Below are 17,906 nucleotides of genomic sequence, written 5' to 3' on the forward strand. Positions count from 1 at the left end.
AAATCAAGTACCACGCGGTGCGAACATAATAATCGCCATCCCACACAGCGCAACCGCAGAGCCTACTATGTCCCACGTGGTTGGCCGAATACCATCAACCGTCCATAGCCAAATGATTGCCATAACGACATACACACCGCCATAAGCGGCATACACTCTCCCTACTGCCGTTGGATGCAATGTTAAAAGCCATACGAATGCCGCCAAACTAAGCACAGCAGGGATAAGAAGCCACATCGACTTACCTTCTCGCAGCCACAGATAGGGTAGATAACACCCCACAATTTCTGCAAGCGCAGTAAGCGCAAAAAGCCCAACTGTTTTTAATTCCGTCAAAACCTGTTATCCCTCAATCGTAATAAAACCTGTCAGATATTGCACGGCGTTACCAGAAACCAGCACTCTCTCCCCTGCAACCACACAGTCAAGCACACCACCTCGACTTGATGCCTGATAAGCAGTCAGCTCATTTTTGTCTAAACGCTGCGCCCACAGAGGAGCAAGCCCAGTATGCACTGAACCTGTTACTGGATCTTCCCCGCCACCATCGTTTGACCAAAAATATCTGGAGATAAAATCAAAATCACTATATTCGTTGGAAGTAGCCTGACAAGTCACCACCACATTCAATGGCAATAGCTCTTTTAACTTCTCGTTATCCCGAGCGACAGTTAGCACGTCAGACTCAGCGTTATACACCACAAAATAGGCTTTTTCATTACAATAAACGTCAGTAGGTGCGATAGAAAGACCTTCTAGTAAGCCATTAGGTATTTCATTCACCTTTTCAGGCATTCTATTAGGGAAATCCATCTGGATTTTATTATTAGCCGTTTGTATGACCGTAAAGACGCCCACCGCGTTGGCTGAAAACCGAATGGTCTCTACTGTAGGGTTTTTCTTAAATAGAACAAACGCAGATGCCAATGTACCATGCCCACAAAAAGCAATCTCTTTAAATGGTGAAAACCAGCGTATATGATGAAGTCCGTTAGCGTCAGGGACGATAAACCCAGTCTCAGACAAATTATTCTCAAAAGCAATGGACTGCATCAAATCATTGGATAACCAATGCTCTGTAATAATGACTGCCGCAGAGTTGCCTTTAAACACGGTATCTGTAAAAGCATCAATAATATTTATCTCTAATTGCATGTTAGTTCTCATTTCAACTGTTTGTATCGTTATATTAATCAATATCGGCCGTACTTTAGCATCTTTAATGAATGTTTGCTGATCTGTGTATTTTTGAGAATATCGCCCAATTTAAACCCATGATGCCATTGTTATTTACCGAAATAACGCCATTTACATACCATCAAAATATAAATAACCGCTTATTAAAGCGTTTTATTCTAAAGTTTCATTTAAACTTTTATTAGGAAATTAGCGAAATGATGCGTATTGGATTGTTTTTATTAACCAACTTAGCCGTGATTGTCGTATTTAGCATCGTGTTTGGTATTTTATCCAGAGTCTTTGGTATTGGCGGTGTACATGCAGCAGGCGGGCTTAACTATACCAGTCTTGCTATTATGTGTGGCTTGTACGGTATGATTGGTTCGATGGTTTCGTTGTTTATCTCAAAGTGGATGGCAAAACGCTCGACGGGCACGGTTGTGATTGATACGCCGCAAAACTCCACAGAACAGTGGCTGGTGGATACCGTGGCAAAACAAGCACGCGCTGTGAATATTAGCATGCCTGAGGTCGGAATTTTCAATAACTCACAGCCAAATGCCTTTGCAACTGGTTGGAATAAAAACAAGGCATTGGTTGCCGTTTCGTCTGGCCTATTGCAAAATATGACAGCGGATGAAGTAGAAGCGGTATTGGCGCATGAGATTGGTCATGTGGCAAACGGTGACATGGTCACACTGGCACTCATTCAGGGAGTGGTAAACGCCTTTGTCATGTTCTTCGCTCGTATCATTGGCAACTTTGTTGACCGCACTGTTTTCAAAAACGAAGGCGATGCGCCTGGTATTGGTTATTTTGTCACCAGTATTGTGATGGATATTTTGCTCGGTTTCTTGGCATCTGCCATCGTGATGTGGTTCTCGCGTTTACGTGAATTCCGTGCGGATCAAATGGGCGCTAAACTCGCCAGCCGTGAAAAAATGATCAGTGCGTTAAATGCCTTACGTCCGGCTGAACAACGTCCAGATCAAATGCCTGAGAACATGAAAGCGTTTGCGATCTCTTCTGGTCAGACTCAAGGCTTTAGTATTGCCAACCTTTTCCGCTCACACCCGACGCTTGATGATCGTATTGAAGCGTTGCGAGCGTACAATCCCAATCAAGCATAGTAGGAAGCGTGATGGGCTGACTACTTCTTTAGAGTGCGATATCCCAATCCTATTTGACAAAAAAAGCCTATCTATAAAAGATAGGCTTTTTGCGATTTATGACAACGCTTATTTTGAGAGTAGATTTAAATATCAAACTCAAGCGCTCTGTCGCCATTACTGTCTTGAATACGCGTTGGTAAGCCAATCTTATTCAACAAATTGATAAATGGCTTGGCATCCAGCTCTTCAACGTTGACCATTTTGCCTGCATCCCACTCACCAGTTGCAACCAACATGGCGGCCGCGACAGGTGGTACGCCTGCGGTATAAGAGATACCTTGGCTACCCACTTCATTGTAAGCGTCTTTGTGATCTGAGATATTATAGATAAATACTTCGGTATCAACACCATCAATCTTGCCTTTAACCTTATCGCCAATACAGGTCTTGCCTGTGTAGTTCGGTGCAAGTGAACTTGGATCTGGCAGTACGGCCTTGACCACTTTTAACGGAATGACTTCTTGTCCTTCGGCCGTCATCACTGGCTGCTCAGACAATAGCCCTAGATTTTGCAGGACAGTGAATACATTAATATAATGCTCACCAAAGCCCATCCAAAAGCGAATGTTTGGTACATCTAAGTTGGCAGACAGTGAATGAACTTCATCATGACCACTCAGATAGCTGTTTTGCACGCCAACGACTGGCAAATCATCAGTACGCTTCACTTCAAACATCTTGTTAGACTGCCACTTGCTGTCTTGCCAAGAGTAGACCGTGCCAGTAAATTCACGGAAATTGATCTCTGGATCAAAGTTTGTCGCGAAATATTTGCCATGGCTACCCGCATTGATATCAATGATGTCGATATCAGTAACAGATCCTGCATCCATCATGTCATAGCCAAGACGTGCATACGCATTGACCATTCCAGGATCAAAACCTGCACCTAAAATAGCGGTGACATTATTGTCTGCACAGCGCTCGCGACGTTGCCATTCATAATTGTTATACCATGGCGGCGTCTCGCAAATCTTACGTGGGTCTTCATGAATCGCAGTATCAATATATGCCACGCCTGTTTCAATACAAGCCTCAAGCACCGTCATATTGACAAATGCTGATCCGACATTAATGATAATCTGTACACCTGTGGCTTGTATCAGCTCTATTAATGCTTGGGTATCCATTGCATCGACTTGGTGGGTGTGCAGTACCGCAGGCGCTTTAAAGCTATTTTTATCTATCACGCTTTGGGCGATTGCAATGCATTTATCTACCGTACGCGAGGCAATATGGATCTCACCCAATACATCATTATGCATTGCACATTTATGCGCAACCACTTGAGCGACTCCGCCAGCTCCAATGATGAGTACGTCTTTTTTGCTGGGCTTAACTGATTGGTTTGTGTTCAATGAACAATCCTCCTTTGTGTTCCTGTAGATACCATTAATAGTGGCTATGCAAAGCAGAAACGAGTGAATGATATGCGTGAATTAAAAAGGAAGACCGAGGAAAACCCACGCACCCGTCGGGCAAATATGGCTATTTTTGCCCGTGGCGATTATAGCAATTTTTACATGCTTTTCGGCAATAATTAATCGTTATAACCAATAGTTTTATATATCAAAAACCAGCAGACTTAAAATTAAGACAAACTCGCTTTATAGTCTTGATAATCAAACTCACGCTGCACATCAATGCGCCCATCTAAACGACGAATCACAATGGCTGGCATGTTAACACCATTGAACCAGTTTTTCTTAACCATGGTGTAACCTGCGGCATTGCCAAAAGTGACAGTATCCCCTACTGCCAAATTGTCTGATAGCTCATACTCGCCAAAAATATCCCCCGCCAAACAAGAACGACCATAAATAATCGTATTTTCTGTCGTTTGCTCAGACTTGGCTGTCAACGGCTCATGAATGGTTGAATCATCGATAATAGACTTGACAGGATTGACATGAATAGTGGCTTCATTGATAGCTGTAACGGGCGCTGACTCACGATAGATCAACAAATCCAGCATATGCGCTTCGATAGAAGAGTCAACGACAGCGAGATTTTTGTGATTGTACATGGTATCTAAGACAGTCGTGACCAATGAACCTGCGCCATGGATACTTGCCTCACCTGGTTCAAGATAAACCTGGACACCGTAGGTTTCGCTAAAACCTTTTAATCTTTCAGCCAGTTTTTCAAGCGGATAATCAGGCGCGATAAAATGAATACCGCCGCCTAAACTCACCCACTCTAGCTGCTCTAAGATATCTCCAAATCGTGCCTCAATGTCCGCCAAGCTCTCACTAAAAGCCTCAAAGCTGTCATTCTCACAGTTGTTGTGAATCATCACACCAGTAATGTCACCAAGCACTGCTGTAATTTTTTCTTTATCATGCTCGCCAAGACGGCTAAAAGGACGTGCTGGGTCAGCAATAATAAATGACGAATTGCTGGTCTTAGGATTCAACCGCAACCCGACAGGAATATTTTTTGCGGCGGCTCGATCTTTAAACGCAGTTAGCTGTGAGATTGAGTTAAAAATAATCTTATCAGCATAGCTCAATACCTCGTCGATTTCATCAGCGCTGTACGCCACACTATAGGCGTGGGTTTCTTTTTTATCTTTGCCATTAACATCAGTATTATTACCAAAAGTCTCGTAACCCAACCGCACTTCATTCAATGATGAGGAAGTCGTTCCATGCAAATAGGGTTGCATCACATCAAACACACCCCATGTTGCAAAGCATTTGAGCGCCAATAATGCTTTGGCACCTGACAGTTCACACAGACGAGCAATAATCTGCATATTGGCAACGATTGCAGCTTCATCTAACAAATAATAAGGCGTTGGTGGTAGTGATACGTCGGACGGTTTTACTGAGTTTTCTAAATTCATAATAGGTTACCTAATCGCGCTATTGGCGTCATGACAGATATAAATATTTGCGCTATAGTAGACTAAATTCATCATAATTAGAATATCTTATGTCACTATCAACCGACTATTCTACTTCTAGTAGCCAAGCCAATTTATCTCAACTCGATCCACAAAACATGAATTTGGAGTACCTTGATGCTGATGCTCGAGCTGTTTTAGATTTTTGGTTTAACAAGGACAACAAATCATATTGGTTTGCAAAAAACGATCATTTTGACCAACAAATAAACGATAAGTTTAGAAAGGTTTGGCAGGCGGCGAAACGAGGTGAATGCGTGACGTGGCGCAGTGCAGAAGCTGCCAAGGATAGCAACAGCTCCATTACCGCCTTGGCTGGACGCTTAGCAGAGATTATTGTTTTAGACCAATTCTCGCGTAATCTGTGTCGCGGACAGGCGTGTGCTTTTGCGCAAGATAGTATGGCAGTAGTCTTGGCACAAGAAGCCATTCAGCAACCACATTTTGACACGTTACCAGTGGATTGGCGCAAATTTATGATTATGCCATTCATGCATTCTGAATCCTTGATGATTCATGAGCGCTATCTACCTTTGTTTGAACAATTGAACGATGCTGAAACCTTGGATTTTGAACATCGTCATAAGGGCATCATTGAGCAATTTGGTCGTTATCCTCATCGTAATGATACGCTGGATCGTGAGTCAAGCGATGATGAAGAAGCCTTCTTGCAGCAGCCGAACTCTTCTTTTTGATTTCACATTCATAAACCCATAGCAAGGGTGCAGTCTATGCTTCATTCACGGCACCCGTCTTAAAAACAAAGCTCTTACGTTCTATCGCTTCACTATCTATCAACACATCAAAGCTCACGCGATATTCACTATTGCCATACAAACCACAATTTTTACTTTTACTATTAAAACCCTCGCAGCTTTTTAAATCGTCGGTAATAGGTAGGATAAACGCTTCATTTTCTGGCAGTGCATTTGCTGTATCTTTGTAAGGATCTTGACGATAATCTAGCAATTCAATCGGTACATTGATATTGCGCCGAACATCATAGAATGTCACATTGCTGATGTTAATCGTGCGCGCTGACGGTACACTGATATAGATGGGCTGCCCAATTGGGTCCTTTTGTAAGTCGCGACCCGTATGCTTGACGGGGTCGGGAGTTTCATTATATAGCGCGGTCACGGTATCAGTGACACCTTGGCATGGATAAGTAAACACGCCTCTGACGGTTTTATTTTTGGTCGCTTGCGTTGCAGCGCTCTTATTGACCAATATGTAACCTTGGTTATTGGTAGCATCTTTATTATATGGCTTATAGGTAACCATACCCGTACCAGTCAAATATAAACTTGGCAACATAAGAGACCGCAAATGATACGGCGCAGCCAACAATGACTTGGCCATTGAGCTTGCCATGACCTCTGAGCTAAACAGCTTACCTGCTGAACTATAATATATCGATTGTGCGATATTTTCGGCGGCATCAAAGCGTGCATTGGCGTAGTCTGCATTTGATAATCGCGATCCCAGATCTAGCCCGCCAAAAAACGGATTATTAGTATTGGTCACGTTTGCAATATCTGCAATCTCATTTTCGTAATGCGCATTAAATATGGTCGGTGCGCTATTGGCAAAAACGTATTTGATATAATTGGCATGCTGGGTGGCAATATTTTCTAAGGCCGTATCAGTAGACAAACCATTCAGACCACAACTGGTTCTCGCCAAGCTGAATGCATTGTTGGCAATTAACGCCGCATTGTTATCATTGTTCCCTATTGAATTGGCAGCCTGATCGTCAAGATTATTATTTGACTGGTCTATAGAAGTATCACTTGGCTCGACGATAGGTGGAATGACTCTCGGTGCAGGAGTCTTATCAGCATCTTCCCCGCCACCATTACAGGCCGTCAAAAGTACCGTTAAAAACAGGATAGTCGCAACGTTTTCATGTGAGGTGTGTGACATCACTTTTTATCCTATAACGTAGTAGCCCATATACGAATTTAATATAGCTTAAAATTAGCTATATGAATGTTATTAAGCGCTATGATGCTATTAGCTTGCTTAGGCTATTTGAATTAAAGCTATTAATAAATGAGTGTTATTTTTAATTTTCAAGCATCTTTTTGACTGGTGCAAAACTGCGCCTGTGCGCCGGTAAAATACCGTGCATTTCAATGGCTTCCATATGGGTCTTTGTTGGATACCCTTTATGCTTGGCAATGCCGTATTCTGGATGTCTCGCATCAAGCTTATACATGGTTTTGTCACGACTGACTTTTGCCAATATACTGGCTGCAGCAATACTGGTATGACGCGCATCGCCTTTTACCCAAGCCTGACAATCGATAGCGGATTTTTTGACACCTATTTTATCAAGTGTGGCTTCGTCTAAATCAGGACATCGATTGCCATCGAATAATACCTGTACGTACGTATGAGCACTTAACTGCGAATCGCCATCAGCGTTGTCAATAATAAGGTGCGGAGCGACCATTTTTAATAATAACTCCGTACAGAGACGCATGCCAAGCATCGTCGCTTGCAAGATATTAATCTGATCGATAACGGCGGCTGGTACATCTGCAACCACATACCCAATTGCGTATTGCTGTACCAACGGATACAGCACATCACGCTTTTTTTCACTCAATTGTTTTGAGTCTGTCAGTATCGACAATGGCGTATCTTTGAGGGGCTGATTCTCAATCAGTCCTGACCAAGCGCTAGGTAATATCGCAGCCGCAACATTGACACTGCCCAAGAGTGGGCCGCGTCCCGCCTCATCAACGCCAATCTGTAGCGCCAACTGTGCTAAATCTTCTTTTGAATTTATCGAATATTGAGTACGTAGCTCAGAGACGTTGAGTTGACCGGATAAATGGACAGGTTCAGCCAGCTGTATATACTGACCCTTAATATCAATCCGTTCAATAATGACGTCAAATGGTGTGGCAGAATTCTCGACAGCGTGCTCGTTACTCATAGTGTTATTTTGTCTATATTATTAATGGGATAAATGGGGATTAAGAGCGATAGCAATTCAGGGTTTTTGGTTATTTTTGATAAACCATTGCTCAATCACACTATTGGCAGGCTCATGATTGCTTTGCTGCTCTAGCGCTTGCTTAGTGGCTAAAAGATCGCTTGATTGTTCAGCATACGCGCGAGGTTGTAGAAGACGCATGACTGTACGGCAAATATTATCACCACTTGCCTGCTCTTGGATAAGCTCAGGAACGATCGCTGTACCTGCCAAAATATTGGGCAATGCGACATAAGGCACTTTAACCAAACGCTTGGCAATTTGATACGTCATCTGATTTAATTGATAAACCACGACCATAGGACGCTCAAGCAGCATCGCCTCCAATGTTGCTGTTCCAGAGGCCAGCATGACGATATCAGACGCTGCCATTGCCTGCTGACTAAAGGTCGGCTGACTGTCATCATACACCACCACAATAGCAGAGCGCAGCTGCTCTGATCTCTGATCAATGACATCTTGTACGATATATTGATGGTTTTGATCGACAGTTGGAATAATAAAACACAGCTTAGGATCTAACAATAAAAGCTTTTGAATACCATCCAGCATCAATGGCAAAATAGCGGTAATTTCACTGCGCCTAGAACCAGGCATCACACAAATAAGCTGACTAACATCATCAAAGCGCTCAATAAAAAACTGCTGCAAACCATCATTGTGCCAAACCAGCTCGCTACGCCGCTGATTGATCGGCGTCTCTAACAACGTTCGATCCATGGTACGAAGCAGAGGATGACCAACACAGATGGCTGGATGGTTATGACGCTCATAGACGGGCAGCTCAAAGGGGAACAAACACAGCACCAAGTCAGTCGCTGCTTTGATGTTATGAATACGCGACTCACGCCATGCCCAAATAGAGGGGCTCACATACTGCACACAAAATATACCTTTGGGCTTTAATTTTTTAGCGACCCTAAGATTAAAGTCTGGCGCATCAATACCGATAAACCAATCAATATCAGCCGCCTGAAACGCGGTCAGCAGCTCACGGCGGGCTTTTAGCAAATCAGGCAACTGTGCCATGACTTCCACCAGTCCCATCACCGCCAGACGTTCCAATGGAAAAATACTTTGTAGTCCCTGCGCTTGCATCTTACTACCACCAACGCCTACCCAGACAATATCATCACGCAAATTGTTCATTTGCTGCATAAAGTCTGCTCCTAAGCTATCGCCTGACACCTCTCCTGCCACGATGCCTATGATGAGTGGCGCTTTTTTTAATTCAGCTACCTGAGAATCTATCGCTGTCGAATTTGTTAGATCAGTATAGGTATTAGGCGTCGCAAAATCTGTCATGACAAGCTCTCAATATTCAAAAATACAATTGATACAAAAGAAATATTATAAAATATAGCACAAGAAAACAGAGATAAAATACTAAAGCCACTAAGCACCTTTATTATTTAGGGCATCTCAATCACATTGTGTAAGTCGCCATCATACGTGACGATAGCAAAAATAGCGAAACTCACCCATAAAAACTGAGCGTTGAGCATCCAATATTTATCAACACTTATTAATAGACAGAAAAATGAAATACCAAACATGCATTTGCGACGTCAAATACAAGCCTAAGTGAGTGTAAGTATAACTAAGTTTTGGTTTCCACATTCCAGTTATCAGTTAATTAACTGCTCGACTACCCTTGTCAACTAAGTGTTTTGTCCGCATAATGAATATTCCTATAAATCAGCTAGATGATATATAACCATGACAACATCAGTTACCCATAATGCAGATATTGACGACGTGAATATTGAAAAATTTATTCCTTTGATTACTCCCGCTGAACTAAAGACCGAACTGCCTTTATCAGAAAAAGCGTATGACACGGTTCTAAAAGGGCGTAACACCATTCAAAACATCTTGGATGGTAAAGATAAGCGCCTATTTGTGGTCATTGGCCCTTGCTCTATCCACGACATCAAAGCTGCTCACGAATATGCCGATCGTTTGGCCGTATTGGCAAAAGAGATCGAAGACAGCGTCTTTGTTGTGATGCGCGTTTATTTTGAAAAACCACGTACCACTGTCGGCTGGAAGGGTATGATCAATGACCCTGATATGAATGACAGCTTTGACATCGAAAAAGGCCTACGTACTGCACGTAAGCTATTGCTTGACTTAAACGAAAAAGGCTTGCCGTGTGCGACCGAAGCCTTAGATCCTAATACCCCGCAGTACATGCAGGATTTGATTAGCTGGTCTGCTATTGGCGCACGTACGACTGAGAGTCAAACGCACCGTGAAATGAGCTCTGGCCTATCTTGCCCTGTCGGCTTCAAAAATGGTACTGACGGCGGTATGACGGTTGCCGTCAACGCCATGCAAGCCGTAAAAGCTGGTCATAGCTTCTTGGGTTTATCATCTGATGGCAAGGTCTGTATTATCAAATCTAAAGGCAACCCTTACGCCCATGTGGTACTGCGCGGTGGTAACGGCAAGCCTAACTATGATGAAACTGCCGTTGCTCAAGTCGAAAATGAGCTAGCGAAAGGTAAGACGAACGGCAAGATCATGATTGACTCAAGCCATGCCAACTCAGGCAAAGATCCTTACCTACAGCCAATGGTCATCCAAAACGTCGCCGAGCAGATCCAAAACGGTAACAAATCCATTATTGGTATGATGATTGAGAGTCATCTCAAAGGTGGTCGCCAAGAACTGACTGCTGATTTGGATGCGCTTGAATACGGTAAGTCAATTACTGATGGCTGTCTAGATTGGGAAAGTACGGTCACGTCACTACGTAACTTACGTGACATGGTAAAAGACGTATTGCCTAATCGCTAATCACTGTGCACATCAGTGAGTCGATGTTCATCACCTTAAAAAAGCCCGTTTGACAATACTACTGTCAAACGGGCTTTTTCTTGCTTCAACATAAGGATATGTCAATAGTTAGCTGTTTGCAGCATTTAACACACTGTCTAAACTTTCCATCACATGCTTCGACGTCACATTCTTTTGCAAGTCCAATAAGCTATCATGAGCCATTTGACGACGTGGCTCAACCAATGTATTCCAGCGGGCTAATACTTGTAACAAGCGTGATGCCAATACAGGATTGGCATCATCCAGCTTTTTAATCACACCCGTATACATATCAAGACCATCTTGCGTCCACAATACCGTAGGCTGAGCGCTAAATGCCCCCACCACTGAGCGTACACGATTGGGCGTATTCCAATCGAAGTCTTCGTGCATAAGCAATGACTCAATTACATCGACGCTCACATTATTGGCAGACGCTTGCACACTGAACCATAGGTCGATGACCAAATCATCTACTTGAAAGCGCTGATAAAAATCTTGCAAATAATTGTCAGCGTTCGCCACTTGATGATTGACCATGGCTTTTAGAGCGCCAAAGCGTTCTGTCATACAGCTGGCATGATTGTACTGCTGCTCAGCCCACTCTGCGGCATCATTGACATCAGCAGTCAAAGCCATGTCGAGTATCACATTACGCAAAGCCCGTTTACCACGCGCTTCAGCACTGTCTTCATAGGCATCTATAGGTAGCTGTTTATAGAGCGCTGACCATTGGTCTTTAAACGTATCTGCCACTTGTTGATACAAGCTTTCACGCTGCGCTTTCACCAACTCCGGATCGTAATCTTTTTGAATTGCCGAAGCCAGTTCTTGTGCTGATGGGATATCAAGCAAACGCGCAGCCAACATCGTATCGTCAGACGCTAGTACTGGCAATGCTTGTGACAATGCTTGCAGATATATATCAGGACTGCTTTTTGAGCTTTGTCCTTGCAGTAAAATGCGATTGACGAGCATTTGAGTCACTTGCCAGCGATTAAACCCATTGGTCTCATATTTGAGCAAAAATGCCAAATCTGCATCTTGATAATCATAATTGAGCTGTACAGGCGCACTAAAGTCGCGCAATAAAGACACCACAGGTTCGCTAGTGATGTTCTCAAACACAAAGGTTTGTGTGGCTTGATCGAGTAGCAGCATACGCTCAGCAACGATGCCGCCAGAGTCTTTGTCAAACAGCGCCGTCGCTACTGGAATCGGCAGAGGTTTTGGTGCATCAAAGCCACTGACGTGACGGGTCTGTTGACTCAAGGTAATAGTGAGTGTCTGTGCGGTACTATCATAACTTTGGTGACCCGAAACAACTGGCGTGCCCGGCTGACGATACCAATCGATGAAGTTTTCAATTTTATTGTCAGTGATACTCAGCGCTGACAAAAAGTCCTCAACCGTCACCGCCTGCCCATCATAGCGCCGGAAGTACTCATCTGTGCCTTTACGAAAGTCATCTGGCCCCAATGTATTGGCAATCATACGCACGATTTCTGCACCTTTTTCATAAACGGTTGTGGTATAAAAGTTATTGATCTCAACGAAGCTCTCAGGACGCACAGGATGCGCCAGTGGCCCTGCGTCTTCGCTGAACTGGTGCGCACGCAAGGTAGCCACATCATCAATTCGCTGGACGGCACTTGATTGCTGATCCGCTGAAAAAGATTGATCACGGTAGACCGTAAAGCCTTCTTTTAGACATAACTGGAACCAATCGCGACAAGTGATGCGGTTGCCGGTCCAGTTATGAAAATATTCATGAGCAATAATGGCTTTGACGCTAAAGCTACGCGCATCGGTTGTGGTCTCAGGGCTAGACAATACGCAAGCGGTGTTGAAAATATTAAGACCTTTGTTTTCCATCGCACCCATGTTGAACTGACTAACCGCGACGATCATATAACGATCCAAATCATAGGCTCGGCCATAATTGACCTCATCCCACTCCATAGCGTCTTTTAGCGCCTGCATACCGACATCACATTTATCAATATCAGCAGATTTTGCATAGAGCTCAAGCGTGACTTCACGGCCTTCGCTTGTGGTGTAAGAATCTGTCAGCACGTCCAAATCAGCCACCACACAGGCAAACAAATAACTTGGTTTATTGGTTGGATCATGCCAAATCGCGTAATGACGGTTTGGCTCGTCTACCACGTCACCTGCCTCGACCAGATTGCCATTGGCCAGTAACGTGGCATAGCGCTTGTCTGCTTCAAGACGCGTTGTAAATATGGCTAACACATCAGGACGGTCTGGATAAAAAGTTATCTTGCGAAAGCCTTCAGGCTCACACTGAGTGACAAACATAGTATCGTCACCACTACCCGCCATATACAGTCCTTCAAGCGCTGTATTGGTTTGTGGGCAGATGCGTACTTGAATATCCAATGTCACTTCATCAGGCGCATTAGCAATGGTTAACGTCCCTGCTTCTTGCTGATAATCTCCTTCATCCAATTGGTGACCATTTATCTGAATCGTTAGTAACTCAAGCTCTTCACCAAATAACACCAGATCACCTTCGGCTTGACGCAGCATTTTCAAAGTACTATTTACCTGCGCATACTCCTCAAACAATTTGATATCCAAATTGACGGTTTCTACATCAAAGCTTGGTTTTTTATAATCTTTTAAATTGATTTTGCTTGGAGCGGTTGGCGGCACATCAGGCATATTTGGATTGATGATTTGAGCATCAGTTTCAGCAATAGACATATGAGTTCCTATTATTATTTATAATATATGAGTAAGGATAGTAGCATTTGACGATGATGTGTATTGAATCATACGTGCAATAGATCAGATAAAGTCAAAGATGAAAGACGATTTAATTTCGATGATCTGATAGTTAAATTGACCTAAAACCCTAAATTTCAAGAGCGTACTCTAAAGTAACTGTTTTTTAAATATCTTGCTAATACAGAACCGCTTTCAAAAAGAGAATATATATACCGAAATAATTAACCTACTCTATTCATTGGATAATGACAATTAAAATGATTTAATAAGCACAATGATACTTAACATTTAATAAATGGCTTATTACATGACACAACATAGCTCCAATCACTCGAATATTACTCTACCACTTCTCATAGATTATGTTGATGCCTTGCTACCATCACTGACCACAGAAGTAGGCGCAACATCTAGTCAACCTAATGATAACGCTGAAGTGCTATGGGTACTACAGGATAAGAACGCGCAATTAGCGATTGGGCCGCAGCTAAATAGCTATGTAGTTAATCAAAGCCACAGATCATCAACAGCAGACATGCAAAAACTACAGATATCCACATTATCAAAGCTTTTTCATCAACCCTTACTTGAGCGTTATACACTCGCCTGCTTTTGGCTACCGACATTATCATCAGAGCTACTACAACAATATATTCCACTACTCATGCGTTATCGCGACCTTTATGCCGCTCACGTTTTAATTTCTCTAGATGATACTGTAGATCTAAAAGCTTATGGCTTCACACCGTTTGATGTCTTAAATGAGCAGCCTTCAGAAGATAAAGTTATCAATAAGGCAAAATCTGTATCATCAGATTCAGCTACCTTGTGGCAATTTAACTTATATGACTATAAACAATTACCAAATTGGCTCAATGCTGATTATTGGGCCAATCCTGAAAATTGGGACAAGAACCGTTGGTAATGCGCTCGATATCTATATGTAAATTCAAGAGTTATTTACAGTAATACTACTTACATAATGTAACATTTAGTATATGCTAGATAGCAATTGCCTGAGTTTTATTGTAAGCAGTTTAAAAAAACAAAATTAATTAAATTTTTAGGAGCTTATTATGTCAACCAGTTTTTCTAAAATCGCTGTCCTCGCTGTATTATCAAGTGCTGTTGCATTGACCACAGGTTGTGCTACCAAGCGCGCTACCTCTGAAGTTGTCGTTGCGCCACTAGGCATTCCAGGTGGACAGGCAGGATATAATGGTGCTGTAATCGTTGATAATTCTAGTGCAGTGGTTACGGGTGCTGAAAATTTGCAAGCGGTTGTCTATTTTGCTTTTGATAGCAGTGAAATTACTTCACAAGCTGCAAACGTCCTCAATCAGCATGCAAGCTTACTAAGCTCAAACCCGAACGCTGGTGTTGTTATCGCAGGTCATACCGATGAGCGTGGTAGTCGTGAATATAACATCGCATTGGGCGAGCGCCGTGCGCAAGCTGCTCGTAACTATTTAGCAGCTCAAGGTGTCGCTGTAAATAACGTCCGCGTTATCAGCTATGGCGAAGAGCGTCCTGCTGCTACTGGTACTACTGAAGAAGCCTATGCGCAAAACCGCCGTGCTGAATTGTCTTATTAATACTGGTACAATTCATCAGGTGCACTCTGCTTGATAGTAAAAAGCCCAACGATATTATATTGCTGGGCTTTTTATGTTTTACTAAGCGAACTTATATCAATCGATTCCTGCCAATGATATCAACCTTGAGTCTGACCCAGCTGCATTATACTCAGCTTGACGCCACAACCTGGTGTGCTACTGCGCAAGTAAGCGAAACCTTGAAAGTGCAGCAAGAAGAAAAAATATGGCAAACAGCTGCTTTTATATCTCATATAGCTCGCTATGACTTTACAGAAGTAAATTGGCAGTATCACTCTGCAACCCTGACTCTATCAGTACGGGAACTGGCTCACAAGCAGCGCCAACTACAGCGGCAGGGCGTTCGGTTATTATTAAAAAAATTACTCAATGAACTCAACATAAGCGATTCGTTAGACGAATCAGGTTTTCCTTATCGCCTCAGTAATCATGGCCATTATGTATGCTTTAGTCATACAAGCAGCGCTAACAAGAATAACGTTAGTGAACGCTATGCTCTAACACTCAATGAGACGCTAAAAAGTCACGTTGCCGTCATTATTACTCGTCATCGTCCTGTAGGTATTGATGTAGAAAGTAATAATGTTAAATGGCGAGTCGCACAGCGTTTTTACTCAACCGATGAGCTTGCTGCCTTAAAGCTACTCCCCATTATTCAACGTGACAACATTGCCAAATTATTATGGCAAATAAAAGAAAGCTTTATCAAAATTCATCAATATACCTTAGCACAGGGACTAGGTATGGACTATGCTTATTTAATCCCTGATTTGATCTGTTACTTAGAAGGACCCCTTGTTACACGGGTCATTCAATGTCAGTCACCTCATTATCGTATTGCCATTTTACCTAATCAACAAACAGTCGTTATATTCTAAACAACCTATTTTTACGATTTCTTGAAACAAAAAAAATGACCCTCAAAAGGGTCATTTTTTACTTTAATCTTTTTTAATAACAGTATTTAAACTGTCATTAGATTAGAAACGGTAGGTTGCACCAACTTTAACAATTGGGAACCACTCTAACCAATCTTTATCTTCAAGCTCTTGCTCAGCGATATTAGCAACTTCACCCGCAGTAGTAGTAGATGGAGTACCATCTCTATCAGTGAAGTTAACTACACTAGTTTCATCAACAGCACGGACAGTAGCATTAGTTTTACCCATATATGCTGCACCAATTTCACCGAACACACCGAAGTTGTTAGTGATGTTAGGGCGGAAACCGATAGTAGCATAAGGCGCTAGCTTGTTACGATGCTCGATAGTACCTTCTAATGTACCAGTTTGGGTAGCATTGTATTGGATATTATTAAGTTCAAAATATCCATCATCTGCACCTTCAGGATTAGCACGTACATCAAAGTCGTTGTCAGGAATGATAATACCAGCACCCATTGTAAACCAGTTAGCAGCAGGACGATATTGAACGCCTAAATATGGGTTGCTGAAGTCTGAATCAACATCATAGTTAACATCGTCAGCATCAAAATCACCGCCGAATAGGTCAGCAACATCGCCACCTGCCCAACCAGCTTGCAATTCAGTTTTTTCGTTCATTGACCAAGCAACGTTAGCACCATAACCTAAAGTACCAACTTCAGCGCTTACAGATGCTGGGTTGATAGCAGTTTGGAACAAAGTCTTAGTACCACCTAATACAGCACCAGTAGTGTTGCTTAGTACACCAGCGTCAGCATTATAAGCGTAAGAAGGGGCAGGTTCTGCTTCATAGGCTACTGCAACTGGCTCTGCTTCATAAGCTACTGCAACTGGTTGTGCTTCATAAGCCATTGCATCGTTATTATCAACAACAATAACAGGTTCAGCTGCTAGTGCAGCAGTTGACGCTAAAACGGCAGCAGAAATTGCTGTTAATTTAATAAGTTTCATAAATACTCTCCTAAAGTGTGGAATAACTCGCCCAAAAAAAATGACAACTTAGCTTTTTTTAAATCGATCATTTTGTTGAGCAGATTAAAACAATTTTGGCTCAAAAAGTCACCCCTACAGATGCGCTTTTTATTTACCGTTATGTAAAGATTGCATAGATATTGTAATAATTACTACACTAACCCGTAAAACTTCGACTTTCTGTTACACAATACTCTCAAACCAACTAAATGACCCAGACATGAACATTGGATGCTTAATGTTCATGTGAGGATATTACAAAATATGTCATTATCATCGCTTACTTTATTATTTAACTCAATAACAGTTATATAGCTTAATACTACAGTTTGTTGTGTTTTGTGAGTTCACGTATCTATTATTACCTTTATATAAATTTGAGACAGATGCCCACGTAAGACCAATGTTTCTATATAATGATAAGAAATGTCCTATGCGTTCAGTACTGCACTGAATCGAAAGAAAAAATCAAGAGAACGGAACCCATAGTATTTGTCTCTGTTTATTTGCTTTGTGACTGGTTGTAATGGT

The 17,906-nt window shown here is 42.4% G+C and carries 15 protein-coding genes; 6 read left to right on the forward strand and 9 right to left on the reverse strand.

The genetic code is table 11. The features are described from left to right. Window positions 1-3: 3 nt before the first annotated feature. A complete protein-coding gene (locus FW759_RS01625) occupies window positions 4-336 on the reverse strand; it encodes a YnfA family protein (RefSeq protein ID WP_062844716.1) in 333 nt (110 codons plus the stop codon). Between the two features lie 6 nt (window positions 337-342). Beyond that, entirely contained in the window at window positions 343-1,155 is an 813-nt protein-coding gene (locus tag FW759_RS01630; RefSeq protein WP_446441985.1) for a PhzF family phenazine biosynthesis protein, read from the reverse strand. Window positions 1,156-1,394: 239 nt separating this feature from the next. Between FW759_RS01630 and htpX the strand changes: the two genes are divergently transcribed. Continuing rightward, the gene (gene htpX / locus FW759_RS01635; RefSeq protein ID WP_446441986.1) at window positions 1,395-2,309 is read left to right on the forward strand and encodes a protease HtpX; all 915 of its coding nucleotides are present in this window, start codon (window positions 1,395-1,397) and stop codon (window positions 2,307-2,309) included. A 125-nt stretch (window positions 2,310-2,434) separates the two neighbouring features. Here htpX and FW759_RS01640 read toward each other — a convergent pair whose 3' ends face one another. Together FW759_RS01640 and FW759_RS01645 are read right to left on the reverse strand one after the other, a co-directional pair. After that, the gene (locus FW759_RS01640; protein WP_131397776.1) at window positions 2,435-3,709 is read right to left on the reverse strand and encodes a saccharopine dehydrogenase C-terminal domain-containing protein; all 1,275 of its coding nucleotides are present in this window, start codon (window positions 3,707-3,709) and stop codon (window positions 2,435-2,437) included. Window positions 3,710-3,942: 233 nt separating this feature from the next. Further along, window positions 3,943-5,199 (reverse strand): carboxynorspermidine decarboxylase, encoded by a 1,257-nt coding sequence (locus FW759_RS01645; protein ID WP_446441987.1) that lies wholly within the window; start codon window positions 5,197-5,199, stop codon window positions 3,943-3,945. A 158-nt stretch (window positions 5,200-5,357) separates the two neighbouring features. Here FW759_RS01645 and FW759_RS01650 point away from each other — a divergent pair, with 158 nt between their 5' ends. Next, window positions 5,358-5,954, forward strand: a complete 597-nt coding sequence (locus FW759_RS01650) for a DUF924 family protein (protein ID WP_446442122.1) — start codon at window positions 5,358-5,360, stop codon at window positions 5,952-5,954. Between the two features lie 34 nt (window positions 5,955-5,988). Here FW759_RS01650 and FW759_RS01655 read toward each other — a convergent pair whose 3' ends face one another. The 3 genes from FW759_RS01655 to lpxB all read right to left on the reverse strand — a co-directional run bounded on the left by FW759_RS01655 (window position 5,989) and on the right by lpxB (window position 9,571). Continuing rightward, on the reverse strand, window positions 5,989-7,185 hold the full coding sequence (locus FW759_RS01655) for a CAP domain-containing protein (RefSeq protein WP_446441988.1): 1,197 nt from the start codon (window positions 7,183-7,185) through the stop codon (window positions 5,989-5,991). Between the two features lie 142 nt (window positions 7,186-7,327). Beyond that, complete coding sequence (locus FW759_RS01660; RefSeq protein ID WP_446441989.1) at window positions 7,328-8,206, reverse strand: ribonuclease HII; 879 nt, start codon at window positions 8,204-8,206, stop codon at window positions 7,328-7,330. Window positions 8,207-8,263: 57 nt separating this feature from the next. Then, a complete protein-coding gene (gene lpxB / locus FW759_RS01665) occupies window positions 8,264-9,571 on the reverse strand; it encodes a lipid-A-disaccharide synthase (RefSeq protein ID WP_446441990.1) in 1,308 nt (435 codons plus the stop codon). Window positions 9,572-9,985: 414 nt separating this feature from the next. Here lpxB and FW759_RS01670 point away from each other — a divergent pair, with 414 nt between their 5' ends. Beyond that, window positions 9,986-11,068 (forward strand): 3-deoxy-7-phosphoheptulonate synthase, encoded by a 1,083-nt coding sequence (locus FW759_RS01670; RefSeq protein WP_446441991.1) that lies wholly within the window; start codon window positions 9,986-9,988, stop codon window positions 11,066-11,068. A 108-nt stretch (window positions 11,069-11,176) separates the two neighbouring features. Here the strand turns inward: FW759_RS01670 and pepN are convergent, their stop codons facing one another. Beyond that, window positions 11,177-13,819: an aminopeptidase N gene (pepN, locus tag FW759_RS01675; protein ID WP_446441992.1), complete on the reverse strand. Its 2,643-nt coding sequence runs from the start codon at window positions 13,817-13,819 to the stop codon at window positions 11,177-11,179. Between the two features lie 331 nt (window positions 13,820-14,150). Here pepN and FW759_RS01680 point away from each other — a divergent pair, with 331 nt between their 5' ends. From FW759_RS01680 to FW759_RS01690, 3 genes are all read left to right on the forward strand, one after another. Continuing rightward, complete coding sequence (locus tag FW759_RS01680; protein WP_446441993.1) at window positions 14,151-14,768, forward strand: DUF6231 family protein; 618 nt, start codon at window positions 14,151-14,153, stop codon at window positions 14,766-14,768. A 151-nt stretch (window positions 14,769-14,919) separates the two neighbouring features. Then, the gene (gene pal / locus FW759_RS01685) at window positions 14,920-15,438 is read left to right on the forward strand and encodes a peptidoglycan-associated lipoprotein Pal (RefSeq protein WP_062844726.1); all 519 of its coding nucleotides are present in this window, start codon (window positions 14,920-14,922) and stop codon (window positions 15,436-15,438) included. A gap of 125 nt (window positions 15,439-15,563) precedes the next feature. Next, complete coding sequence (locus tag FW759_RS01690; RefSeq protein ID WP_446441994.1) at window positions 15,564-16,337, forward strand: 4'-phosphopantetheinyl transferase family protein; 774 nt, start codon at window positions 15,564-15,566, stop codon at window positions 16,335-16,337. Window positions 16,338-16,439: 102 nt separating this feature from the next. On the opposite strand, the gene FW759_RS01695 is transcribed toward FW759_RS01690, so the two are convergent. Further along, on the reverse strand, window positions 16,440-17,354 hold the full coding sequence (locus FW759_RS01695; RefSeq protein ID WP_062844728.1) for a hypothetical protein: 915 nt from the start codon (window positions 17,352-17,354) through the stop codon (window positions 16,440-16,442). Window positions 17,355-17,906: the final 552 nt, after the last annotated feature.

The organism is Psychrobacter sp. 1176_08 (genome assembly GCF_052850615.1).